This is a genomic window from Pseudoalteromonas sp. Of7M-16, assembly GCF_022347805.1.
GTDB lineage: Bacteria > Pseudomonadota > Gammaproteobacteria > Enterobacterales > Alteromonadaceae > Pseudoalteromonas > Pseudoalteromonas luteoviolacea_F.
In genome coordinates this window covers 88,741-112,121 of the sequence record NZ_JAKRFY010000035.1, presented here as the reverse complement: position 1 = coordinate 112,121, position 23,381 = coordinate 88,741, and the positions used below count along the sequence as shown (strand labels likewise).

General features: G+C 44.6%; 18 protein-coding genes and 4 tRNA genes. 10 read left to right on the top strand and 12 right to left on the bottom strand.

Features of this window, described 5'->3' with window-relative positions; translation table 11 throughout:
* The 8 genes from MHN81_RS25375 to murB form a co-directional block, all read right to left on the bottom strand.
* A partial coding sequence (locus MHN81_RS25375) for a GTP-binding protein (RefSeq protein WP_235408380.1) occupies nucleotides 1-99 on the bottom strand: 99 nt, incomplete at its 3' end.
* A gap of 135 nt (nucleotides 100-234) precedes the next feature.
* A tRNA-Thr gene (locus MHN81_RS25370) sits at nucleotides 235-310 on the bottom strand.
* Between the two features lie 12 nt (nucleotides 311-322).
* Nucleotides 323-397, bottom strand: a tRNA-Gly gene (locus MHN81_RS25365).
* 45 nt (nucleotides 398-442) lie between these two features.
* Nucleotides 443-527 (bottom strand) — tRNA-Tyr (locus tag MHN81_RS25360).
* A gap of 44 nt (nucleotides 528-571) precedes the next feature.
* Nucleotides 572-647, bottom strand: a tRNA-Thr gene (locus MHN81_RS25355).
* Between the two features lie 117 nt (nucleotides 648-764).
* Complete coding sequence (locus MHN81_RS25350; RefSeq protein WP_023400207.1) at nucleotides 765-1,472, bottom strand: type III pantothenate kinase; 708 nt, start codon at nucleotides 1,470-1,472, stop codon at nucleotides 765-767.
* Nucleotides 1,472-2,467, bottom strand: a complete 996-nt coding sequence (gene birA / locus MHN81_RS25345; RefSeq protein WP_023400208.1) for a bifunctional biotin--[acetyl-CoA-carboxylase] ligase/biotin operon repressor BirA — start codon at nucleotides 2,465-2,467, stop codon at nucleotides 1,472-1,474. Before birA ends, MHN81_RS25350 begins: the two co-directional genes overlap by 1 nt.
* On the bottom strand, nucleotides 2,460-3,470 hold the full coding sequence (gene murB, locus MHN81_RS25340; protein ID WP_023400209.1) for a UDP-N-acetylmuramate dehydrogenase: 1,011 nt from the start codon (nucleotides 3,468-3,470) through the stop codon (nucleotides 2,460-2,462). The genes birA and murB overlap by 8 nt, the downstream gene beginning before the upstream one ends.
* Before the next feature lie 130 nt (nucleotides 3,471-3,600).
* Here murB and MHN81_RS25335 point away from each other — a divergent pair, with 130 nt between their 5' ends.
* Complete coding sequence (locus MHN81_RS25335) at nucleotides 3,601-5,445, top strand: M1 family metallopeptidase (protein WP_023400210.1); 1,845 nt, start codon at nucleotides 3,601-3,603, stop codon at nucleotides 5,443-5,445.
* Nucleotides 5,446-5,509: 64 nt separating this feature from the next.
* On the opposite strand, the gene MHN81_RS25330 is transcribed toward MHN81_RS25335, so the two are convergent.
* Nucleotides 5,510-6,097: a DUF2057 domain-containing protein gene (locus tag MHN81_RS25330; RefSeq protein ID WP_023400211.1), complete on the bottom strand. Its 588-nt coding sequence runs from the start codon at nucleotides 6,095-6,097 to the stop codon at nucleotides 5,510-5,512.
* Between the two features lie 155 nt (nucleotides 6,098-6,252).
* On the opposite strand from MHN81_RS25330, the gene MHN81_RS25325 reads away from it, so the two are divergent.
* The 5 genes from MHN81_RS25325 (at nucleotide 6,253) to MHN81_RS25305 (ending at nucleotide 17,103) form a co-directional block, all read left to right on the top strand.
* Nucleotides 6,253-6,624: a histidine triad nucleotide-binding protein gene (locus MHN81_RS25325; RefSeq protein WP_023400212.1), complete on the top strand. Its 372-nt coding sequence runs from the start codon at nucleotides 6,253-6,255 to the stop codon at nucleotides 6,622-6,624.
* 227 nt (nucleotides 6,625-6,851) lie between these two features.
* Complete coding sequence (locus MHN81_RS25320) at nucleotides 6,852-7,508, top strand: response regulator transcription factor (RefSeq protein WP_023400213.1); 657 nt, start codon at nucleotides 6,852-6,854, stop codon at nucleotides 7,506-7,508.
* Nucleotides 7,509-7,686: 178 nt separating this feature from the next.
* Nucleotides 7,687-9,846 carry an ATP-binding protein gene (locus MHN81_RS25315; protein ID WP_239427081.1) on the top strand — a complete coding sequence of 720 codons (2,160 nt, stop codon included), beginning with the start codon at nucleotides 7,687-7,689 and terminating at the stop codon, nucleotides 9,844-9,846.
* Nucleotides 9,847-10,122: 276 nt separating this feature from the next.
* On the top strand, nucleotides 10,123-13,443 hold the full coding sequence (locus MHN81_RS25310) for an amidohydrolase family protein (RefSeq protein WP_239427080.1): 3,321 nt from the start codon (nucleotides 10,123-10,125) through the stop codon (nucleotides 13,441-13,443).
* A gap of 351 nt (nucleotides 13,444-13,794) precedes the next feature.
* Nucleotides 13,795-17,103, top strand: a complete 3,309-nt coding sequence (locus MHN81_RS25305; protein ID WP_239427079.1) for a methyl-accepting chemotaxis protein — start codon at nucleotides 13,795-13,797, stop codon at nucleotides 17,101-17,103.
* A 35-nt stretch (nucleotides 17,104-17,138) separates the two neighbouring features.
* On the opposite strand, the gene MHN81_RS25300 is transcribed toward MHN81_RS25305, so the two are convergent.
* Nucleotides 17,139-17,909: a nitrilase-related carbon-nitrogen hydrolase gene (locus tag MHN81_RS25300; protein WP_023400217.1), complete on the bottom strand. Its 771-nt coding sequence runs from the start codon at nucleotides 17,907-17,909 to the stop codon at nucleotides 17,139-17,141.
* Complete coding sequence (locus MHN81_RS25295) at nucleotides 17,897-19,036, bottom strand: methionine aminotransferase (RefSeq protein WP_239427078.1); 1,140 nt, start codon at nucleotides 19,034-19,036, stop codon at nucleotides 17,897-17,899. The genes MHN81_RS25300 and MHN81_RS25295 overlap by 13 nt, the downstream gene beginning before the upstream one ends.
* 97 nt (nucleotides 19,037-19,133) lie before the next feature.
* Here MHN81_RS25295 and MHN81_RS25290 point away from each other — a divergent pair, with 97 nt between their 5' ends.
* The 3 genes from MHN81_RS25290 to MHN81_RS25280 are packed head-to-tail and all read left to right on the top strand — an operon-like array spanning nucleotide 19,134 to nucleotide 20,973.
* Nucleotides 19,134-19,751, top strand: a complete 618-nt coding sequence (locus tag MHN81_RS25290) for a methylthioribulose 1-phosphate dehydratase (protein ID WP_239427077.1) — start codon at nucleotides 19,134-19,136, stop codon at nucleotides 19,749-19,751.
* Nucleotides 19,748-20,434: an acireductone synthase gene (mtnC, locus tag MHN81_RS25285; RefSeq protein ID WP_023400220.1), complete on the top strand. Its 687-nt coding sequence runs from the start codon at nucleotides 19,748-19,750 to the stop codon at nucleotides 20,432-20,434. The genes MHN81_RS25290 and mtnC overlap by 4 nt, the downstream gene beginning before the upstream one ends.
* On the top strand, nucleotides 20,431-20,973 hold the full coding sequence (locus MHN81_RS25280) for an acireductone dioxygenase (protein WP_239427076.1): 543 nt from the start codon (nucleotides 20,431-20,433) through the stop codon (nucleotides 20,971-20,973). The genes mtnC and MHN81_RS25280 overlap by 4 nt, the downstream gene beginning before the upstream one ends.
* A 55-nt stretch (nucleotides 20,974-21,028) precedes the next feature.
* Here the strand turns inward: MHN81_RS25280 and mtnA are convergent, their stop codons facing one another.
* A complete protein-coding gene (gene mtnA, locus MHN81_RS25275; protein ID WP_239427075.1) occupies nucleotides 21,029-22,036 on the bottom strand; it encodes an S-methyl-5-thioribose-1-phosphate isomerase in 1,008 nt (335 codons plus the stop codon).
* A 124-nt stretch (nucleotides 22,037-22,160) separates the two neighbouring features.
* Here mtnA and mtnK point away from each other — a divergent pair, with 124 nt between their 5' ends.
* Nucleotides 22,161-23,363: an S-methyl-5-thioribose kinase gene (gene mtnK, locus MHN81_RS25270; RefSeq protein WP_023400223.1), complete on the top strand. Its 1,203-nt coding sequence runs from the start codon at nucleotides 22,161-22,163 to the stop codon at nucleotides 23,361-23,363.
* The last annotated feature ends 18 nt before the right edge of the window (nucleotides 23,364-23,381 follow it).

Sequence of the window (23,381 nt, the reverse complement as noted above, 5' to 3'; positions counted from 1 at the left end):
AGTGATTGCTGCAGTTAGAGTTGTTTTACCGTGGTCAACGTGGCCGATTGTACCTACGTTTACGTGCGGTTTCGAACGTTCAAACTTTTCTTTTGCCATGACGGAACCTATAAGTTTTTGTGTATCTAGATTACATATAAAAATAATCCACGCGCGCGCGGATTAGGTTTATTCTTTACAATTATAAATGTTTTTGTGACAAATCAAAGGAAGTATTTGGGAAGATCCGGAGACTGGTGCTGATAGGCAGATTTGAACTGCCGACCTCACCCTTACCAAGGGTGCGCTCTACCAACTGAGCTATATCAGCACACCAGAAATCTGGAGCGGGCAGCGGGAATCGAACCCGCATCATCAGCTTGGAAGGCTGAGGTAATAGCCATTATACGATGCCCGCTTTAGGAACCTGTTCTTAACTACCTCAGAACCGTCAAGAATAAAGTGGTGGAGGGAGCTGGATTCGAACCAGCGAAGGCTGAGCCGTCAGATTTACAGTCTGATCCCTTTGGCCGCTCGGGAACCCCTCCACATAAAAATTCTTTTCTAAAGCGTGTTCTAAATCTTATAAAGATGGTGCCGACTATCCGAGTCGAACGGATGACCTACTGATTACAAGTCAGTTGCTCTACCAACTGAGCTAAGTCGGCACTGCTTTAGTACGGGGCGAGATATTAGAGCAACCGATGACACTATGCAACAGTTAAATCAAAAAAAATCGCAATTTCTTGTTTAAATGCTCATATTTACGACAAAACATTCATTATTTAAACGTTTTGCTGATATTTACGCCAAAACACCAGCCCTTGCATTACCAAGTCATCAAAATAGATTCCTGATGGATCAAGGTGTTGCTGTATCAACTCACCGTATCCACCCGCATAAATCAGCTGTATTTCATTGCCCACATGCTCGGTTTGTTCCACAGCTTGTTTAGCCAGTGCGACAGTGGCGCTTAAGGCTGCATTTTTTACAGCATTGGGCGTATTGATCCCAAGCACTGTATCAAACGAGGTAGTTGAATCGCTGAATACTTTTTGCGTATTGGCAACCAAGCTTTCAATCATCATGTCTAAACCCGGTAATATCCATCCACCTTGATGCTGACCATCGGCTCCGAGAACATCCACTTTAGTTGCCGTGCCTGAATCGACAATAATACAAGCTTTATTAGGAAATAAATGATAGCTCGCCACCACAGTCAACCATCTGTCGATCCCTAAATTTTTAAATTCAGGATAGGCGCACTTGAGCCCCCCCAGCGAAGCTGAAACGGACGCAAAATAATGAGGGATTTGGTGTAATTGGGCATTGTGCAATATCGGTTCAAGACCTTCATTGCCACCCACCTGAGCTATCAATACCTCCTCTATCTTTTGCCAAGGTATATGTACCTCACTGATAACCGAGATATTACCACCGCGCTCTAGCGCAACTTTTACAGCCGTATTGCCGACATCAACAAGTAATCGCATTAGCCTTCCTTACGCAGTGATAGTTCGCCACCATAATAGGTTTTGCACTCGCCATCTTGGCGCAATATCAATCCACCCTGTTGGTCAATTCCTTCACAGATCCCGCGCCATTGCCGTTGCCCTGTACTCAAACTGACAGCCTGATCGCGAAATGCATTGAGTTCATTCCACTGTGCTACCATCTCGCTCAGTCCATTCTTTTGGTACATGTGGAGGCGCTTTTGCAAACATAATGTCAGTACCACCACAAGCTGATTTTTATCAATATCAGTAATGTGTTGGCTTAAGTCAGTCCATGCTTGGTCAATGTATTGCGCAGCGGTATTCGGCATCGCCACATTTAGCCCAATACCAATCACTAAATGACATGGACCCTCCATTTGGCCATCTAACTCCACCAGCACACCCGCTAATTTGTGTTCATTAATATAAATATCATTTGGCCATTTTAACTGGACGTCTATTTCATATAGTGCTTTTAGGGCATCGTAAACGGCTAGGCCAACAGCAACCGACACCCCCATAGCGGCTTGCATACCCTCTTCAAAATGCCAGTAATAGCTATAATATAAATTTGCCCCAAATGGTGACTGCCATTGCCTTCCGCGACGGCCCCTGCCCGCCTGCTGCATTTCAGCAACGAGTACATGTCCCGAGTTTAAATCATCGACATTAGTTTGGATGCGGCGCATCAACTCGCTGTTGGTTGAGTCGATTATAGGCTGTACTTCTATACGACAAGGGTTATCACTGAGCGCTTGCCAAACAGGCAAAATTTTATTTTGGTCTAACAGCGGTAAACTGTGATTGAGTCGATAGCCTTTTCCCGATACCTTAAAAATATCAATGCCCATATCTTGTAATGATTTGATATGCTTAGAGACGGCTGCTCGGCTAATACCGAGATCCTCACCCAGTGCTTGACCGGAAATAAAATGGTCGCGGCTCAATGCACTCAATATAGCAAGTTTGTTGCCGACGGGAGCTTTAACCATGGTTATCTCCTTGAACCCACTCACCTTGCTGGGCAATCAACCTCACCTCAGGTGTCAATGCTATGGCAAACTTTTCTGATACAGCCTGCTGAATGTGTGCAATCATATTTAACAGTTCTGCCCCCTGCCCTTGTTGATCATTGACCAAGACCAGTGCTTGTTTGTCATAGACACTGATCCCCCCTATTCGGTGCCCTTTCAGCCCCGCTTGCTCAATGAGCCAACCCGCAGCGAGTTTAACCGTGAGATCACTCACCGGATAAACGGGCATATCTGCATACTGCTCACGCAATTTACACGCAACTTCTTTGCTAACTACTGGGTTTTTGAAAAAACTTCCGGCATTGGCACACACGCTAGGATCTGGTAATTTACTGCATCGGATCTGCATCACCCGCTCTGCGATGTCCTTTGCATTCACAGTCTGTCCAACAAGATCTTGTAATGGCCCATAATTTAATACTGGTCGCCACTGTTTGGGTAATTTAAGCACCACCTGAGTGATAACAAAGCGCCCTTGCAACGCCCCTTTGAAGATCGAATCTCGATAGCCAAAATGACAAGCAGCCTTGTCTAGCTCCTCAAACATCTTTGTTTCTATGTTATACCCCGTGAGAGAGTCAAACACATCTGCCAATTCGACACCATAAGCACCTATATTTTGCACCGGAGCGGCCCCCACAGTACCTGGGATCAAAGCAAGGTTTTCCAATCCACCAATACCCATGTCCAGAAGTTTGAGCACCAGTTGATGCCAATTTTCTCCAGCACTAGCTTTCACCACATAGTGTTGTTCGGTTTCTGTGACTTCAATACCACGATTGGCCATCAGTACGACCTTACCGTGAAAATCTTCTAGAAAAATACAGTTACTGCCTTCTCCCAAAATGAAAAAGGGGGGGTCAAAATCGATGCAAGTTAACTGCTCTGGCACTTCTATGCGCAACAATTCACGGCAGCGAGTGGGCAAAGCAAATGTATGTAAGGACTGTAAAGAGTGCACTGGCAGCGCCTTTCAAAATACCAACTATTTTCCCTAGTTTACCCGATTGATGTCTCCAACGCATCCGAGTGTCATTTATATACTGAAGTGGTATAACAGAGATAACTCTCAATCATGAGCAAGGATAAAAATGAAACTCTCAGCCTTAACATTTGGCCTCGCACTGGCGGGCCTCTCTCACACTGTTTTGGCGGCAAAAGCCGTCGATGAACACACTTTTGCCAATCTAGATGATGTAGTGAGCACACACTTACACTTAGATTTAGATATTGACTTTGATGACAAACAGCTAGAAGGGTTTGTCGAGCACACATTAAAGTGGCAAAACAAACACGCCCGTACATTAGTGTTAGATACACGCGATCTTGAGATTGATCGCGTAATGTACCAAACACCTCAGGGAAAGTGGCACCCAGCCCAGTTCACATTGGCACCTCGCAATGGGGTAAAAGGCGCTAAGCTAACAATTAAGTTTAAACAACAAGCGACCAAAGCGCGTATTTACTACAATAGCTTGCCTCAAGCTTCTGGCTTACAGTGGTTAACACCGATGCAAACTGCCAGCAAAACACACCCATTTATGTATAGCCAGTCTCAAGCTATTCATGCCAGAAGTTGGATCCCTGTACAAGATACCCCAGCGATGCGCACCACTTATACCGCCCGTATCCAAACACCCAAAGATGTACGCGCTGTGATGAGTGCCGATAATTCAGAAGCTTTTGTAAAAGACGGCGATTATTGGTTTGATATGCCCCAAGCTATTCCACCTTATTTAATCGCCATTGGTGCCGGTAATCTTGAATACAAAGAAATGTCTCACCAAACAGCTATTTTCGCAGAGCCACAAATCCTCGAAGCTTCTGTGGCTGAGTTTAACGATACGCAGGCGATGATAGACAAAACCAATGCCATGTATGGTGAATATGCATGGGGTAGATATGACTTATTAATGTTGCCACCAAGCTTCCCATTTGGCGGTATGGAAAACCCGCGTTTATCTTTTATCACACCAACTGTTGTTGCGGGAGATAAAAGCTTAGTAAACTTGATCGCACATGAGCTTGCACATTCTTGGTCAGGTAACCTTGTTACCAATGCCACTTGGGAAGACTTGTGGCTCAATGAAGGATTCACCTCTTATGTTGAAAACCGGATCATGGAAGAAGTGTTTGGCCGTGATCGTGCAGTTATGGAACAAGCATTGGATGCCGCAGGACTGCGCGCGCAGCTCAACAACATTCCAGCACCCGATACACGTCTAAACTTAAAGCTCAATGGCCGCGATCCTGATGATGCGTTCAGCAAAGTGCCCTATATTAAAGGCCAGTTATTTCTCATTTACCTTGAAGAAAAGTTTGGCCGCGAAAAATTTGACGTGTTTGTCAAAGGTTACTTTGATGCTTACGCTTTTAAATCACTGACTACCGCTGAATTTGTGCAGTATTTGGATAAGCACCTACTGAAAAAACATCCGGGTGTCGTATCTCTGGACAAAGCCAAAGAGTGGATATACCAACCAGGACTCCCTGCAGATGCCCCTACCCCAACCTCCAACGCATTTAATCAAGTTGATGCGCACATGCAGGCTTGGCTAAGTGGAAGCAAGCAACTCGACACCCTGCCGACACAAAACTGGACGGTACATGAGTGGCTACACTTTTTAAATAATTTGCCAAGGGATCTGTCGTTGGACAAGATGCAGGCACTGGACAAAGCCTTTAACCTAACAAATTCAAGCAATGCCGAATTAGCATTTGCTTGGTATATGCTCGCAGTCGGCAATGGCTACCAAGCTATCTACCCAGCACTGGACAAGCACCTAACAGGAATTGGCCGACGTAAATTGATTGTTCCACTATATAAAGCATTGGCTAAGACGGATAAGCGTGAGTGGGCATATCGCGTTTATCAGAATGCTCGAGCAGGTTACCACCCACTGGCGCAGGGAACTGTTGACGCTATTTTCAAATAAACACGCCCTCAGAGATAAAGCACATTGCTTTATCTCTGACAAATTTCCACATTAGGATACACAATCAATGCTGTGCTTCAATGGAAGCTAAAAATGCCGCGCGTTGCTCCGGTGTAGCCTGTTGCCACCAAAATTCAAGCATTGATACAGCATCGGGTTTTCCTGCACTCGGCGCTGGCTTATCGTTATCTATTTTTGCGGCAGTTGTATCATTTGTCACAGACACATGTACTGGCGCAGCAACCGGCTTTGTCGCTTCGCTCACACGACTAGCCGACACTTTGTTTCCTTGCTTAGCTTGTAGCCAAATAGTAGGTGACTTTGCAAAAGCACGAGCTTGCTCTACCGTTTCTATGGATTTAAAGCGCACTTGATAATCACTTTCCTTAATGTCTACTTCCACCCAAAATGGCTTTGAGTCAACCACCTCATGTTCGTCGTAGTCCAGCTCAAATAAATCTGAATACTTCACCTTGATCCGGTGAACACCTGCCGGCAATTCTAACGTGCGCACTTTGTTAAAAAATGAATGTTCAATTTCTCGGTCATTAACTTGTAAAGGCAGCAATTCTTCTGGGAAATTAACTTCCCCAGCAACAGAAATACCACTATAAAGTGCTATAAAAATTCCAAATATACTATTTTTCTTCATATTTCCTCTTTATTTGATTGCTACCTTGGTGGGGTAAGGTATTTGTGCCAAATTTAGTTACAATTATGAATAAGCATGAATTGTAATTTCCCTTGTATCTTGTTGAGTCCGCGCTATGCTGAACAGCTAAACTAACGTATATAAGGATAAAAGTAATGAGCCAAGAGACGATTTTTACAAAAATAATTAATCGTGAAATACCTGCAGATATTGTGTACGAAGACGATAAGGCGCTTGCATTTAAGGATATTAGTCCACAGGCTCCATTTCATGTTTTGGTGATCCCAAAGCAGCCGATCGCAACAATTAACGACGTGAACGAAGAAAATGCGCACTTAGTTGGGCACTTACATTTAGTAGCAGCTAAACTTGCGAAAGAGCACGGATTTGCTGAGGATGGTTATCGCGTTGTTATGAATTGCAATAATGATGGTGGACAAACCGTATACCACATTCACTTACATGTTCTAGCAGGACTGGAAATGGGTTGGCCTCCGTACCAAAGTAGGAAAAAAGTAGTATCTTAAATTATTCTTTGTTAATGAATGTAATTAACTAAGCTATTACTCTACGAAAAAAAATTTATAATTTAATCAACCAGTTGAAGCTTTATCTGAATTTGGTCGTTTACAAAATAGGCTATCGTGCCACACTTTATATCGTAAACTTCTTTTTATTGATGAAATTTCTAATACAAAAGGTCTGATTCACGTGTTAGCATTGCGTTATCAGACAGAATGAGAGTGTTTTTCAAATGAGCAGTACTGCATTTTTATTGCTAGATAAAGAGCCTATCAACACGATAGGAATAAACGTTTTGCAACCCCTGTTAAAAACACAAGGGCTAGACGTCGTCACAGGAACTGATATTTCCGAAGTACCAGAAGATACTCGGTTGCTTTTTATTGAGACAGCAGTCAATGATGCATGGGGCAAGCTGAAAGAGCAGTTAGTTAACCTCAAAGTCAGTTGCGACATCGTGCTGTTCAACTTAGATGAAAACCCAGAATTGGCTAATCGTGCATTACTCAGCGGCATTCGCGGTGTATTTTATACCACAGATAATGCAGATGTATTGATGAAAGGCATCCGCCTACTGATGGAAGATCAGCTTTGGTATCGTCGTGAGATCATGTGTAATGCGTTAAATCGCATGCTGCAATTTAACAAAGATGCGCTTCATAAACTGACTGAAGGTGATATCGAGCCAGTAAAACTCACTAAGCGTGAAAAAGCGATCATTTCTCTGATGAGTAAAGGCGCTAAAAATAAAGAAATTGCGGAAGATTTAAATATCAGCCCACATACGGTGAAAACTCACCTATATAGTGCATTTCGTAAAACTAAGTGCCGTAACCGTATCGAACTTTTGTCATGGGCACAGCAAAATATCCCTGACGAGATACGTTAATACACAACGTACACTTCCCTGTTCTGTCAAAAAGCATGCTGTTAGCATGCTTTTTGTTTTTTAGACTTATCATGTAACAGCTCGACAAGCCATCTCATTAATTTCTCGGTGCATCGCTTTACTGCGCTGAGTCTTCGCTCTATCCTAGGTACGTCTTTTAATTGTTAACAAAGCCCCTATGTTGGACCACAAAACCCTGTATGTAGCCAGTGCAGCGATGACGGCAATGATGACGCTCATTAATTATTTAACGTGGCGTGCAAATAAAAATACACCCGGTGTATTGCTGTATATTTTCTATCCATTAATTTTGTTTGCCGCCATATCCATGTTCGCACTGCATAGCTTTCTCTCGCAGTGGCAAACCATCGGCATTGCCAACACCTTACTGTTTCTCGCTTCAATCATACATTGTTGGGCAATAAGTCAGTTCCTCGGACAGCGGGGCGTTGAATTTAGAAGTTATCTTTTTGCTACCTTAGCGCTACTGTCAGCATTAATCTATTATGCGATGGTGGATGACAATTTGCGAAAGCGGATCTTGATCTCTGACCTTCAGCATATTGTCGAGGCAATTCTTCTCAGCTATTACTTTATTCGTTATGCCCGTAAGCAATACCCCAACGGTAGCATCGTCTATTTAATCGTACTGGGGTTTATCTTTACTGCATTCATTGGTCGCACGGTATTCATGGGCGAAGTTAACCAAGTTTCTCTTTTTGCTGATCCTTGGTTTTCTATTGCCATATTTTTCAACGGTGTACTGGCTCCTATATTCTATGCAACCGGTATGGCGCTACTCTGTAATGAAAGACGCGAGCTCAACCTCAACAATCTCACAGAAAAAGCGCAAAAAGACCTCGAAATTCGCGGCTTGTTTTTATCTACCATCAGCCATGAGATCCGCACGCCACTCAATGGCATTTTAGGCAGTGCGCAATTGGTCCTAAATCGCAGCCACGATCAACACAGCAAGGCCTATTGTGAGGCCATTATTAATTCAGCTGAGTCACTCAACTTATTGATTGATAAAGTCTTAGACTACGCTAGTTTAGATCAGAGCGACGAGGTACTGTCGTCTGAAGACGTTGAACTTAAAAGCTGGCTAGATAACCTGTGTTTATTGATGAGCCCGTTGGCCGAGCAAAAGAAGCTCACCTTTACCCTACTCTACGACTTGCCCGATCAAGTGTGCTACTACTGCGACCAACAAAAACTGCGGCAAATTTTACTCAACCTCGTCGGCAACGCCATTAAATTTACCGACAAAGGCGAAGTAAAACTGCGTGTTGAGCTGCTCGAAGAGGCCAATATGTCACATATTGTTCGATTTAGCGTGGTCGACTCAGGCCCAGGTATTGAAGAGGAAGACATCGACAAACTGACCGAACCTTATGTGCAAAGTAATGCAGGTAAAACCAAAGGAGGCACAGGTCTTGGTTTAGCGATAACAGCGCGCCTTCTCAGCAAGCTGGGTAGCCAACTTGAAATCATCAGTGAGTTGGGTAAAGGCAGTTCATTTAGCTTTGACGTCAGCCTGCCTGTCGGCGAGCTAAGCTTGGTTGAGCAGCGCCATCACAACCCAGAATATCCCACCGGACTGTCTGTGCTGTTGGTCGAAGACCTAGATTTAAACCGTAAGATCGCCATCGAATTTATGGCTGCGGACGAACATAAAATCAAATTGGCTTACGATGGTTCAAGTGCCATAGAACACCTCAAAGAGCATGTGTTTGACGTGGTATTACTAGATATGAATTTACCTGATTTTACTGGGCAAGAGGTACTTAGGCATCTGCAAACCATTGAACACAAAAACAAGCGCACGCCATTTTTAGCTTTCACCGCGAGCTTAAGCCCTGAAGAGATCAAAGAATACCTTTCTCTAGGGATCAAAGATGTGGTGGGTAAGCCCATCAAACAAGAAAAACTACGTCAGGCGATCAGTGACTCACAAAAAGCCCAAAAACCGGATATGCGTGTAGAGTTAAGCGACACTTTATATGATGATACGGCGGTTAATTCCCTTAAAAGTGGCTTTAGTGAAGATGAAGTATCGTCAATATACAATGAGTTTGTGTTATCTGCCCGAAACAAACTGATCCATATCCAACAGCTCTTAAGTGAAGATGAAGAACAATGTATTAAGTCCCTCCACCGCCAAGCCAGTACCGCCTTGCAATTAGGTTTTAACCGTTATGGCCTCGCTTTGAAAAAAATAGAACGTCGCCTGCTAGATGGCAAACAGTGCGACGATGATTTAACTCAGGCGATGGCACTGTGGCAAAAAAGTTTAGAGGCCTATTTACAATTTGTTCGCCAACAAACATTAAGCTAATAGTGAAAATTGCAGCTTCCTTTGGGAGCTGCGATCTTGCCTTACTGACAAAGTTACTTTTCTATTTGCTCAAGAATTAATACAAACGCCTCATAAGCTGTATAAAAATAATGCAAAGTTGCCGCAAATGAGCGCACTTTTATCGACACATTATCGACTTTAGTTAAAAAATTCGCCATCCTACCCGGGTAAATAGAAAATAAGCTCACAACAAGACAAGAAACCAAAACTCAGCAACAGACTGAGACTTGGCTTGACAACACATAGGAATACACCATGGCACTATTTAAATCACCTATTGCCGCTGCGATAGGTGCCGCATTGATCGGACTAAGCACTCCTTCTCTTGCCGCCTCAGGCGCAGAAGAAAGCACCGCAAAGTGGGATGTACTCAACCCACCAGGTGAAAAACAAACAATCACCATAGATACCAACGAAACAACTTGGAGTAACGTGGATGTTAGCCCAGATGGCCAACACGTGATCTTCGACATGCTAGGTGATATTTACGTTATGCCAATTTCAGGCGGTAAAGCGAAGGCCATTACCAGTGATCGTGCTTGGAACTTCCAACCAAAATTCTCACCTGATGGCAAACATATCGCGTTTATTTCCGATCGCGCGGGTGCTGAAAACCTATGGGTAATGGATATTGATGGCAGCAATATGCGTCAAGTATCTGATGAGTCACACAACCTACTGCACAATCCATCATGGTCACCTGATGGTCAGTATATCGCGGTAAAACAAGGGCAAGTAACTGGCCGTACTATCCCGGGTGGTTCTATTCGCATGTACCACATTTCAGGTGGTAAAGGCGTGCTAGTACGTGAGAGATTGCACGGAGCCAAATCACAAAAGAATATTGCAGAGCCTGCGTTCTCAACTGATGGCAAAAAAATATACTACTCAGTGGACGCCACACCGGGTGTACGCTGGCAATACAACAAAAATGCTCTTACTTCGGTATTTGAAGTTCGCTCTTGGGATCTAGCAACTGGCGAAGAAGAAACAGTTATTCGCGGTGCAGGTGGTGCGATCCGTCCAACGCCAAGTCCTGATGGCAAGTCTCTGGCGTTTGTAAAGCGTGAAGACAATGGCGAGAAAATGATCAGTGCACTGTATATCAAAGATTTAAAGTCTGGTATCGAAACACAGATCTTCACAGGCCTAGATCGAGACCTGCAAGAAGCCAACGGTGCACAAGGTAATACACCGGCGTTTGCCTATACACCAGATGGCAAAGCTTTAGTATTTTGGTCAGGTGGCGTATTCCACAAAGTGGATATTGCTACAAAACAAGCGCAAGTTATTCCTACTCGCGTCGTAACGGAAAAAGAAATCACGCCAGCATTAAAATTTGCGGTTGATGTGGCGCCTGACAACTTTAAAGTCAAGCTGGCACGTTGGTCACAGCTCTCACCAAACGGCGAAACAGCATTGTTCCAAGCTTTGGGTCACCTTTATGTCAAAGACATTGAATCTGGCAAAGTGCGTCGAGTGACCAAACAAAATGACCACTTTGAATTTTACCCAAGCTACTCACGCGATGGTAAATACATTGTCTATACGACATGGGATGATCAGGAACTAGGCAGTATCCGTGTTGTTTCAGCCAAAGGCGGCAAAGGCCGTGTCATTACCCAAGACCCAGGTCACTACATTTCACCTAGCTTCTCGCCAGATGGTAAAAAGATCTTGTTCAAGAAAGTAACTGGGGGTTACCTATTGAGTGGTGATTGGTCAATGCACCCGGGCATTTACCTAGTCGATGCAAAAGGTGGCGAAGCCAAGCGCGTTGTAAAAAGCGGTGACAACCCACACTTTGGTGCCGATCCCAAGCGCATTTATTTCTCAGTTGCCAGCAGCGAAACCAGTCGAGAGTTGAAAAGTGTCGACTTAAACGGTCATGAAGAGCGCAGCCATTTCAAAGGCGAATACATCTTTGATTACAAGGTCTCTCCTGATGGCAACTATGTCGCTTTTATTGAGCACTTCAATACATTCGTTGCCCCATTTACTAGCACAGGTAAAACACTATCGATCAACAAAGGCGGTAAGTCTTTCCCTGTAAAGCAAGTATCTAAGTACTCTGGTGACTTCCTAAACTGGAAGGCAGACAGCAGTGCTCTGACTTGGGCATTTGGTCCAAACTTATACCAACGTAAACTGACTGATACTTTCTCGTTTGTAGAGAATGCTGCAGATAACCTAGATGAGTTAACCGCAGAAGGTATCGATTTAAGCTTCGAGCAACCTTCAGACAAGCCAAAAGGTTTATTGGCGTTGGTTGGTGGTAAAGTTGTAACGATGCGTGATGCAGAGAACCAACAAGAAGTTATCGAAGACGGTGTGGTACTTATCGAAGACAACCGCATTATCGCAGTGGGCGCGCGTGGCGATGTCACCATTCCGAACTCTGCAAAAGTGATGGATATCAAGGGTAAAACGGTTATTCCAGGTCTTGTTGATGCACACGCACACGGTAGCTACGGTAGTCGCGAACTACAGCCTGAGCAAAACTGGAACCAATTCTCAAATGTAAGCTTTGGTGTAACCACTATTCACGATCCATCTAACAACTCTAACGAAGTATTCTCTATGGCTGAGCTACAGCGTGCTGGTTTAACCGTTGCTCCGCGTATTTACTCTGTAGGCCGTATTTTATACGCAGGTGAAGCCCCAGGTTATAAAACGCCAATCAACAATTTAGAAGATGCTCAATTCCATGTTAAGCGCCTCAAAGATGCCGGTGCAATCTCAGTTAAGAGTTACAACCACCCTCGCCGTGATACTCGCCAACAAGTACTTGAAGCGGCAAAACAAATGGAAATAATGGTGGTGCCAGAGGGCGGTTCGAAGTTCCAGCAAAACATGAACATGATCATCGATGGTCATACTGGCCTTGAACATGCTCTGCCTATCCCGAATATCTACTCAGACGTTACGCAAATGTGGAGTCAAACGGAAGCGGGCTTCACGCCAACTTTCAACGTAGCGTACGGCGGGATCAAGGGTGAAGACTATTTCTACAACACCACTAATGTTTGGGAAAACGAGCGACTCATGAGCTTTGTGCCTGAATATGTGGTTAAACCTATGTCTATCCGTCGTGAAAAGGCACCTGAACACCACTACAACCACATCGATGCTGCAAAATCGGCAAAACAATTGCGCGACAAAGGTGTAACGGTTCATATTGGTGCACACGGCCAGCGAGAAGGTTTAGGCGCACACTGGGAACTATGGTCAATGGCACAAGGTGGCTTTAGTGCTTGGGAAGCGCTGCGCAGCGGTACCATTGATGGTGCCAGATACCTTGCGATGGACCACGACATTGGCACCATTGAAAAAGGTAAGCTTGCGGATTTAGTCATTATTGATGGCGATGTCCTAAACGACATTCGCGAGTCAGAAAAAGTGACCTACACCATTCTAAATGGCCGTGTATATGATGCGGCGACCATGAACGAAATCGGTAACGACACGCGTAAGCGTCAGCCATTCTTCTTTGAAAATGGAAATAAGACGCCAATGCACCCTGACACGGAAGCGTACATGGAAGAAAAAGCACACAAGTATCACTGGAAGCACTAATAGCTAAGCTATAAATCAGAAAAAGGAAGCAGCATACGCTGCTTCTTTTTTATTTCTGCTCATAAGTCATCAAAAATTCACAACACAATTCGCTCACCTCTCATTATTGCAATATTCAGAGTTACCAAGCAACGCATTCAAAAATCAAAAAAGCAGCAATTTTTGCAACTTCCCAACGCTAGATCTTATCGGGAAGTGATCTACACTAACGTTAATTCTGTACGTTTATTAGCCACACTTTTTGTGTGGTTTATGCTGATTGAAAGCCGTTAGTAAACAATCAGTAGGCAGAATCATGTAGCAACACTTGCGTCGTACAAATGCCAGAATACAAGGATCGGAGGGCCACTTATGTCTCGTATTCGTCACTTCTTAAAATCTCTCGATTTAGCAAAAAAGCTGATGATCGCTTTTTTACTGGTCGCCCTCATCCCCACAGCTGTCATTATTACCTTTTCGTTAATCCAAGCGTCCAACACAATTAGCGAACAGGTATATGCACAGTTGGGCGCTGTCGGGAAGGTGAAAAAACGCGCCATCGAAAGACACTTTAAAACCGTCGAGGATAAACTCCAGGCACTAGCCATCAACCCTTATCTGCTTGAAGCAACACAAGACTTGCTAGATGGATTTGATGAAATAGAATCAACCGACAACCTACCCAATAATTTACAACGCTTTTACCAGCAAGAGTTTTTGCCTCGTTTCGAGCAGCAAACTAATAGCAAGGTCGCGCTCAACTCACTATTAGATTCATTGTCAGGACAAGGGGTGACACTGCAAACCCGCTATATTGCCGACAACCCCAACCCCATCGGAGAAAAAGACACATTGAAAGCGACTGGTCACCTCGATGCTTATGACAAAGCCCACCAGCGCCATCATGAATTTTTCCGAAAACTCACTGAAGTTTACCAACTTTACGATATCTTCATCGTGGATAACTACAGCGGCAATATTGTCTATTCTGTGTTTAAAGAAGTGGATTTTGCAACCTCGCTCAAAACAGGTCCTTATGCCAATAGTAGCATCGCCGATGTATTCACTCGGGCGCTGATAGAGCAAGATCAAATGCTGTTTGCCGACTATGAGCCGTATCTACCTTCCTACAATACACCAGCCAGTTTTGTTGCCATGCCATTGGACTTCGCAGGTATTTCCCAAGCAACTTTAATATTTCAGCTTTCTATTGATGCCCTCAATGAAATCATGAGCGAACGTCATGGGCTCGGCCAAAGTGGCGAAACATATTTAGTCGGCCCAGATGGTTTAATGCGCTCAGACTCATATTTAGATCCGGTCAATCACTCCGTGAAGGCATCTTTTGCAAACCCCGAAACTGGTGCCATAGCCACTGAATCTTACAAACTGGCCATGCAGGGCCAGCAAGGGCAAAAGGTCGTTATCGACTACAATGGTAACCCAGTGTTATCCGCATACAGTGATCTTCAAGTCTTTGATGTACGCTGGGCACTGCTGGCCGAAATTGATGAGGCAGAGGCCTTTGCTCCCGTTGTATCGCTGCGACAAACTATGGCAATTGTTATGGTCATCAGTATTGTAGTGATTCTTTTTACAGCACTGTGGTTTGCCAGAAGCCTATCTCGGCCTGTCCACAATTTAGTTAATACTATGCGCGCAGTGCAATCTCGCGGTGACTTCTCGCTCCGCGCTGAGATCAGCTCAAGAGACGAAATAGGGCAATGCGCCCAAGCATTCAATTCCTTGCTCGATGCACTGCAACTATCGATATCAGAAGCCAATCGCGTATTAAATCAAATGGCCAAAGGGAAATTCAACGATCGTATCAGCGCGCCATGCAATGGCGAGCTAAAAGAATTAAAAGATGCCACAAACGAATGTGCTGGCTGCTTAGAAACTGCGCTGGGCGAGATCAACTTTGTGATGAAAGCGATGGCAAAAGGACAATTTGATCAGCAGATCGAAGCTCAGTTAAGTGGCGACTTAAACACATTGAAATCCAATATTAACCGCTCAGTTACCTCCATTGATGACACCATGAATGACATTGTGACCGTTATGACTTCTGTTGAGCAAGGCCAATTCAAGATGCAAGTCGAAGTCGCTGCCAGTGGTAGTTTGGCGCGGCTTAAAGATTGTGTGAATAATTCGATCCGCAGTTTAAGTGGTGCAATTGACGAACTCAGTTGTACCATGAGCGCAATTAGCAATGGAGACTTTTCTAAACGGATCACACACCCTTTATCTGGACAATTAGCACAGCTCAAAGTCGATACAAATCAAAGCATGGACAACCTTGAAGCCATTATTCAAGATATCGGCAACACCATGGAGGCTGTCAGCGAGGGAGATTTTAAACATACTATTTCTACCCCCGCCCATGGCCAACTCGGGCAATTAAAAAGTAATATAAACCTCTCAATCTCCGGATTAGATCAAGCCATCGGAGAAATTTCATCGGTCATGATGGCGATTAGCCATGGCCGTTTTGACCGCACTATTAACTCTCCGCTTAAAGGACAGTTATCAACCCTAAAAAATGATATCAATAATACCGTCAATAACCTTGATCAGGTCATCGAGGAGCTTGTCAGTGTTATGGCAGCGATGAGTGAAGGCGACTTTTCTCACAAGATAGAGTCTTCATTACAAGGGCAACTGCTGTGCTTGAAAGAGGATGTTAACAGCTCCATTGACGCGGTTTCAGATGCAATACACGCCGTGACCGATAGTCTCAGCGCCATTGCTAAAGGTAACTTAAACAGCCACATTCAAGGCAACTATCAAGGTGTCTTTGCCACACTGCAACAAGACGTAAACACTACCACACAAAAGCTCACCCACGTGATCGAGAGTATTCAAAGTGCCGCCAGCTTAGTTGCTCACAGTACCGAAGAGATAGCCGCCAGTAATGCGGAGATAAGTCGACGCACCGAGGAGCAGGCAGCCAACTTGGAAGAGGCCAGCGCCAGTACAGGCCACATGTTAGAAGAGCTCACCCTAGTCGTACAGCAATCTGAAACCGCCGTTGAAAAGTCCCATAATGCAGAACACATTGCCAAAGAAGGAGGCACACTTTCGCAAGATACAGTACGCGCCATTGATGAAGTAAACACCGCCAGCAAAGATATTAATGAAATCGTTTCAGTCATCGACGAGCTAGCTTTTCAAACGAATCTCTTGGCCTTAAACGCAGCTGTGGAAGCTGCGCGTGCAGGTGAAAACGGTCGAGGCTTCGCTGTGGTTGCCAATGAAGTGCGAGAGCTTGCCGGGCGAAGCGCCGCTTCAGCAAAACAAATTAAAGACATTATCAGCAATAGTAACGATAAGGTCCAACAGGGCACCACTTTGGCTAACAGCTCAGGTGAAAAGCTGGATCATATTGTTCAAGCCGTGGCCGATGTAAACGACAATATTGTCAGTATTAATCGCTCGACGATAACTCAGAAGCAAGCTATCGAAGAAGTAGATGTGGTCGTTCAGCGACTGACAGATTTAATTCAGGAAAACTCCGCAATCACAGAAGAAACCATGTCCGCAGCAAAGCGAATGGCAACTCAAGCAATGGAGATGAAAAACTTACTGAACTACTTTACGCTGGCCGATGAACCACGCACACAATCACAAGAAATGACAGAGCCTAATCAAGCCCTACTCGTACATCAATACAATGTTTAAACTCAGTGGAGCGGCACTGGCTGCTCCACTAATCTTTATAATGTAATCTCAAACCCATCAGCATCTAGGTGTGCTGGGAATTGGCTTTTGTATTCAGCCAGTTTACCTTTATCCAGAGAGACCGTCACAACGCCCGTCAGATTGTCATCCACCTGCTCAATAGTCTGACCTAAATAGTCCAGTGCTATGGTTCCCCCATCGTGGGCAACACCTTTGCCATCTGGACCTATTCGGTTTGTAGCCAATACAAAACACTGATTTTCGATAGCACGGGCACGTAACAAGGTATCCCAAGCAAAGCGCCTTGCGGATGGCCAGTTTGCAACATTTACCATCACATCATAGTCGTTTTTACTGCGTTGAAAGACAGGAAAGCGCAAGTCATAACACACTTGAGGCAAGAGCTTAAAACCGTTGATTTCAAAAATTTTTCTTTCACAGCCCTGCGTCACATACTGGCCTTCATTGCCGAGACAAAATAAATGGCGTTTATCGTATGTTTGCTGCGACCCATCAGGCCAAACCCAATAAAAGCGGTTCGCTTTCTTATCACCGTTGGGGACCAGCACGGAACCTGCCACCACACATTGCAAACGCTCAGCTAGTTGCTGCATAAAACTCAGCGCCAGTGCGGCCTGCTCTGCGGTGGCTTGTTGCAGCGCAAAGCCTGTGGCAAAGGTCTCAGGCAACAGCAATAGATCACACCCTGTGGGTGCTGCTGTCAGCTGCTCAATAGTAGTAAAATTTTGCTCTGGTGACAGCCAGGCAATGTCGTACTGCACCAAACTAACCGTTAAAGTTGACATAGTTTCTCCGCCGCTGCGATAAGTGTATCGGTCTCTTTTGCAAAACACAGACGAATAATTTTATCCTGTGTTGGTTTTTCATAAAACACACTTAACGGAATAGCGGCTACACCACTTTGCTCAATCAATTGCTGGCAAAATGTAACATCATCCAGCGTTGAAATATCACTGTAATCTAGTAATAAAAAGTACGTGCCTTCACTAGGTAAAACCTTGAATCGACTTGGGGCGAGCGCTTGCACTAACACATCGCGTTTTTGCTGATAGAAGTCAGATAACTCATCGACATGCTCAGGCGCGTCACGCAACATTTCAGCCAAGGCAAACTGTGCTGGTGTAAAACTAGAGAAGTTGACAAACTGGTGAATTTTTCTGAACTCACTCGACAGTGCAGGCGGAGCCACGCAGTAGCCCATTTTCCATCCCGTACAATGGAAGGTTTTACCGAAACTCGAGATCACAAAAGCGCGCTCAGATAGCGCTGGGTCACGCAATACACTTAGGTGCGATGCGCCATCAAATGTAATATGCTCGTACACTTCATCACTGATAAGGTATATATCATGCTGATCCAAAAGCGTTTTCAGCGAGTCTAAATCAACTTGCTTGAGTGTTTTTGCACTGGGGTTGTGTGGAGAGTTTATGATGATCGCACGAGTTTTCTCGGTAATTTTGTTGCTCACCAAAGTCCAATCTATCTCATAATCCGGCGCACTTAATGGAATGTGTACAGTTTTGCCCCTCGCCAATTCTACAGCAGGTCGATAAGAGTCATAAGCGGGGTCAAAGACGATAACTTCATCACCGTCGCGGACCAGTGCTTGAATAGCGACAAACAAGGCCTCTGTCGCGCCTGCGGTCACCGTCACCTGCGCGCTGGCATCAATGTCTTGCTGATATCGACGCGCCACTAGTGCAGCAATCTCTTGTTGTAGCGCAGCAACGCCTGGTGAAGGTGCATATTGATTGTTGCCTGCGAGCGTTTGCTCGGCCAGTGCTTGCTTTAGCTTAGTCGGAGTATCAAACTCTGGAAATCCTTGCGACAAGTTAAGCGCACCATGTGCATTGGCAAGACCCGTCATCTTAGTAAAGATACTGGTACCGACATCTGGTAATTTACTTTCCATATTGTAACTCTTTTGGTTATGGCGTAGGCGATAAAGCGATGCTATCATTGCCAAAGATAGAAGTATAGCCGTCCAAACCTCTTAAGGTAGATCGAATATGCAAACAAAGGCAGCAAAACAAGCACTGATTGACGCTGGACGCTGGGTAAACCAACAAGGTTGGGTCCCTGCAACGGGTGGTAATTTTTCGATGAAGACCGATGATGGCTTTGTCGTCACCGCCAGTGGCTTTGATAAAGGGCACCTAACCCCTGAGCAATTTTTAGAATTAGACCAACAAGGTAATATTGTCTCTGGTGAAGGCAAGCCTTCCGCTGAAACCGCCTTACACTTAAAACTGTATGAGTTGCAACCTCAATCTGGTTGTATTTTACATACACATTCTGTTGCAGCTACGGTACTTTCGCGCTTTATACGCAGCGACAACTTTGCGGTTACAGGATATGAAATGCAAAAATCACTATCCGGTATTCAAAGTCATCTCGATACACTTTCCATTGCCATTTTTGATAATGATCAGGATATTCCAGCCTTGGCAGAGCGCGTAGCTAAACACCATCAATCATACCCAATTACCCACGGTGTCTTGATCCGTGGTCACGGCCTGTACGCGCTTGGCAACAGTATTTTTGAAACACGCCGACACATTGAAGGGTTAGAGTTTTTATTTGCTTGTGAGTTGGAGCGGATAAAACTAGAAGGAGCAGTAAAATGATAAAAGCCATACTCACAGATATTGAAGGCACAATTACTCGCATATCATTCGTTAAAGACATTCTTTTTCCTTATGCTGCAAAACACCTCACTGACTTTGTTATAAATGCGCAGCATGAGCCACAGGTAAGCGCTCAAATAGAAGCGGTTAGAGCAGAGATAAATCAACCGAATGCGAGCTTAGAAACCGTCATAGATACTTTGCTCGGCTGGATTGCAGCCGATAAAAAAATCACCCCACTTAAACAGTTGCAAGGTTTGATCTGGCAAAATGGCTATCAACAAGGAGACTTTACGGGCCATATCTACCCGGATGCTTACACCTATTTAACCGACCAGCAGCAGTCAGGAATCGTACTGTACGTCTATTCATCTGGCTCAGTCAAAGCGCAACAACTACTTTTCGCGCATTCAGATTTTGGTGATATGCGACCGTTATTTAGCGACTATTTTGATACCCGAGTAGGAGCTAAGCAGCAAACCCAGTCATATCACAACATCCTTCAAAGTGTCCCCTTTGCTGCACACGAAATCCTTTTTTTAAGTGATGTAGTCGCAGAGCTTGATGCAGCGAAAGAAGCGGGAATGCAGACATTACAGTTGTGGCGCGATGGGCAAACAACAAGCCCCCAACATGACTTCATAACCGACTTTGAACAAATAAAAGATGAGAAACCGTCATGAGTTACTTACACATCTACCAAGAACATCAGCCAAATACGGCAACGTTTCAAAGTGACGATGCCATAAAAATTACCCAGCAACTTGCTGAAGTTGGGGTGCGCTTTGAACAGTGGCAAGCAACACAAATACTGGCACATGATGCTGCAGAAGCAGACATCATAGATGCATACCAGCAAGATATCACACGCTTAAAAGCACAGGGTGGATATCAAACTGTTGATGTGATCGCGCTGCAAAAAGGTAATCCGAATGCGGCACAATTACGCGAGAAATTTCTTTTTGAGCACACCCACAGTGAAGATGAAGTACGTTTTTTTGTCGCAGGACAAGGTTTATTTTGCCTACATATTCAAGACAAAGTGTATCAAGTGCTGTGTCAACAAGGCGACTTGATCTCCGTGCCAGAAAACACACCTCATTGGTTTGATATGGGCAGTGATCCTGAGTTCACAGCCATTCGCCTATTCAATAACACCGAAGGTTGGGTTGCCAAAGAAACAGGGTCGAACATTGCAAAGCAATTTCCAATTTTAGACTAAATTCTAATCTCACAGTGACACATTGGACAGACATAACCTACCGTGTCACTTCACATTACAGCGCTGAAAACACGGGTTTGGTATATACACCGCTGTCAAATACCCAGCCAGTTACCAACCTTGCCGGTGTCACATCAAAAGCAGGATTATAAACATCAGCTTGCTTGGGTGCCCACTGACAGTCACCAAAACTGCCACTCACACCTGTCACTTCAAGTGCACTGCGCTGCTCTATTTCAATGTCTTGTCCGCTGGCACACAGTGGATCGAAAGTCGTTTTTGGCGCCACCACATAAAAAGGTATCTGATGAAAATGTGCTAACACAGCTAGGTTATACGTGCCGACCTTATTTGCAAAATCACCATTTGCCGCCACCCTATCCGCACCGACAAATATTTTGTCCACCTTGCCTGCAGCCATCAAAGAAGCTGCCATGCTATCGCACAATAAAGTGTACGGGATCTGCCAGCGAGCAAGCTCATACGCAGTCAACCGCCCACCTTGTAATAAAGGGCGCGTTTCATCTACCCAGACATGAATATTGCCATGGCGCTGTGCTGCTTGATAAATCACGCCAAGTGCAGTGCCAATTCCCGCTGTAGCCAGTGCTCCTGTATTGCAGTGGGTTAGAATGTTATCCCCAGCATTGATTAGCTCAACACCATGCTCCGCAATACGTTTACACAGAGCAATATCTTCTTCAAATAATTGTTCAGCGACGGCAACAACCGACTCAACATATCGCTCATTGTTTACTACCGCTCTCAATCTATCCATACAGTGTTTGAGATTCACCGCCGTTGGACGCGTAGCTTCTAAATCATCTATCGCCTGACCTAATTCTTGCTGTGATCCGCCCTGCTCAGCCAGATATGCCACCAGTAACGTTGCCGCTAGGCCAATTAAAGGCGCGCCTCGTACTTGAAGGTTATTGATCAGACCCTGCATCTCACTGACAGTTTGACATACATGCCAAACCTCCTGATGTGGCAATAAATATTGGTCAAGCACCTGCACTTTACCATCTTGATATTTCAAACTTTGAGCGATTAAGTCTTTCATTTTGTTTAAAGGATAGGCAGTTAATATTGTTACTCATTCTACATAAAGATCTAAAGATGTATAGACATCTAAACATTTAAAAATATAGAATGCCAAAAGTTACTTTAATTTTTGGTGAATAACAGTGAGCAAATACGTTGCCTTTAATAACGACACCGCCTTAAGTTACGTCCAAGAACTGGGGCAATTCTTTCCTACAGACTCTGTGCTTTCTTGCTATGAGTTTGGTGATGGCAATCTCAATTTGGTGTTCCGTATCCAAGATACAAACCAGCGAAGCATCATTTTGAAGCAAGCCCTGCCCTATGCACGTTGTGTTGGTGAAAGCTGGCCTCTAACCTTAGATAGGGCTAGGATTGAAGCAAGTGTTTTGCAAAAACATGGTAAGGTCTGCCCTGAGTTAACAGCAAAGGTGCTTCACCACGATAGCGAACTGGCAGTGACTATTTTGGAAGATCTCGGCGATTTGGCTATCTTGCGTGGCGAACTTAACCAAGGGCAAACATTTCGCCAGCTGGGCTCGGATGTCGCAACTTATCTTGCAAGAACGAGCTTTTACCACTCAGACTTTTACTTATCTCCAGCAGATAAAAAAGCCTTGGTACAAGAGTTCACCAACCCAGAGCTTTGCTCTATCACTGAAGATTTATTTTTCGACGACCCCTACCGAGTAAATGAGCGCAATAACTTTCCAACAGAATTAACAGAGCAAGTTCACCTACTGCGACAAAACAACACATTGCTGATCCATGTCGCCCGACTGAAAAGTAAGTTCTTTTCTTCGCCTCAGACATTGCTGCATGGCGACGTTCATACAGGAAGTATCTTTGTAGCACAAAATCAAACCAAGTTTATCGATCCTGAATTTGGTTTTTTTGGGCCTATTGGGTTTGATTTGGGTTCATTTATTGGAAACTTACTACTCAATTACTGCGCGCATAATGGCCGTGTTGCCGAAGCCCCCAAACGCCGTGACTTGCACAGCTATTTACTCAATACCATTTCTACTTGCCTGCAAGTATTTGAGCAGCAGTGGCTAACACTGGCAAAAGAAGAAGGCCGAGATTTAGCGTTGCAAGCACCAGGTTACAGCGAGCAATTTTTACAAGAAGTACTGCAAGACGCTATGGGCTATTGTGGGACAGAGCTTATCCGCCGCACCATCGGATTGGCGCATGTGGCAGATATTGATGAAATCGAAGCCGCTGACAAGCGCTTGGCGGTTCAAAAACAAACTCTGTTGTTGGGGGAACAATTAATCCTCAATGCAAAAAGCTGTCGCTCTACTGATGATTTTTATCAGCTCATTATCAGCTTTGTCCACTAATAAAAAAGCCGCCTAATG

What these genes read in the sequence shown, in the direction of transcription:
- MHN81_RS25350 (WP_023400207.1), bottom strand. Translation starts at nt 1,472, where the DNA reads ATGCGATTACTTGTTGATGTCGGCAATACGGCTGTAAAAGTTGCGCTA.
- birA (WP_023400208.1), bottom strand. Translation starts at nt 2,467, where the DNA reads ATGGTTAAAGCTCCCGTCGGCAACAAACTTGCTATATTGAGTGCATTG.
- MHN81_RS25335 (WP_023400210.1), top strand. Translation starts at nt 3,601, where the DNA reads ATGAAACTCTCAGCCTTAACATTTGGCCTCGCACTGGCGGGCCTCTCT.
- MHN81_RS25330 (WP_023400211.1), bottom strand. Translation starts at nt 6,097, where the DNA reads ATGAAGAAAAATAGTATATTTGGAATTTTTATAGCACTTTATAGTGGT.
- MHN81_RS25325 (WP_023400212.1), top strand. Translation starts at nt 6,253, where the DNA reads ATGAGCCAAGAGACGATTTTTACAAAAATAATTAATCGTGAAATACCT.
- MHN81_RS25320 (WP_023400213.1), top strand. Translation starts at nt 6,852, where the DNA reads ATGAGCAGTACTGCATTTTTATTGCTAGATAAAGAGCCTATCAACACG.
- MHN81_RS25315 (WP_239427081.1), top strand. Translation starts at nt 7,687, where the DNA reads ATGTTGGACCACAAAACCCTGTATGTAGCCAGTGCAGCGATGACGGCA.
- MHN81_RS25310 (WP_239427080.1), top strand. Translation starts at nt 10,123, where the DNA reads ATGGCACTATTTAAATCACCTATTGCCGCTGCGATAGGTGCCGCATTG.
- MHN81_RS25305 (WP_239427079.1), top strand. Translation starts at nt 13,795, where the DNA reads ATGTCTCGTATTCGTCACTTCTTAAAATCTCTCGATTTAGCAAAAAAG.
- MHN81_RS25300 (WP_023400217.1), bottom strand. Translation starts at nt 17,909, where the DNA reads ATGTCAACTTTAACGGTTAGTTTGGTGCAGTACGACATTGCCTGGCTG.
- MHN81_RS25295 (WP_239427078.1), bottom strand. Translation starts at nt 19,036, where the DNA reads ATGGAAAGTAAATTACCAGATGTCGGTACCAGTATCTTTACTAAGATG.
- MHN81_RS25290 (WP_239427077.1), top strand. Translation starts at nt 19,134, where the DNA reads ATGCAAACAAAGGCAGCAAAACAAGCACTGATTGACGCTGGACGCTGG.
- mtnC (WP_023400220.1), top strand. Translation starts at nt 19,748, where the DNA reads ATGATAAAAGCCATACTCACAGATATTGAAGGCACAATTACTCGCATA.
- MHN81_RS25280 (WP_239427076.1), top strand. Translation starts at nt 20,431, where the DNA reads ATGAGTTACTTACACATCTACCAAGAACATCAGCCAAATACGGCAACG.
- mtnA (WP_239427075.1), bottom strand. Translation starts at nt 22,036, where the DNA reads ATGAAAGACTTAATCGCTCAAAGTTTGAAATATCAAGATGGTAAAGTG.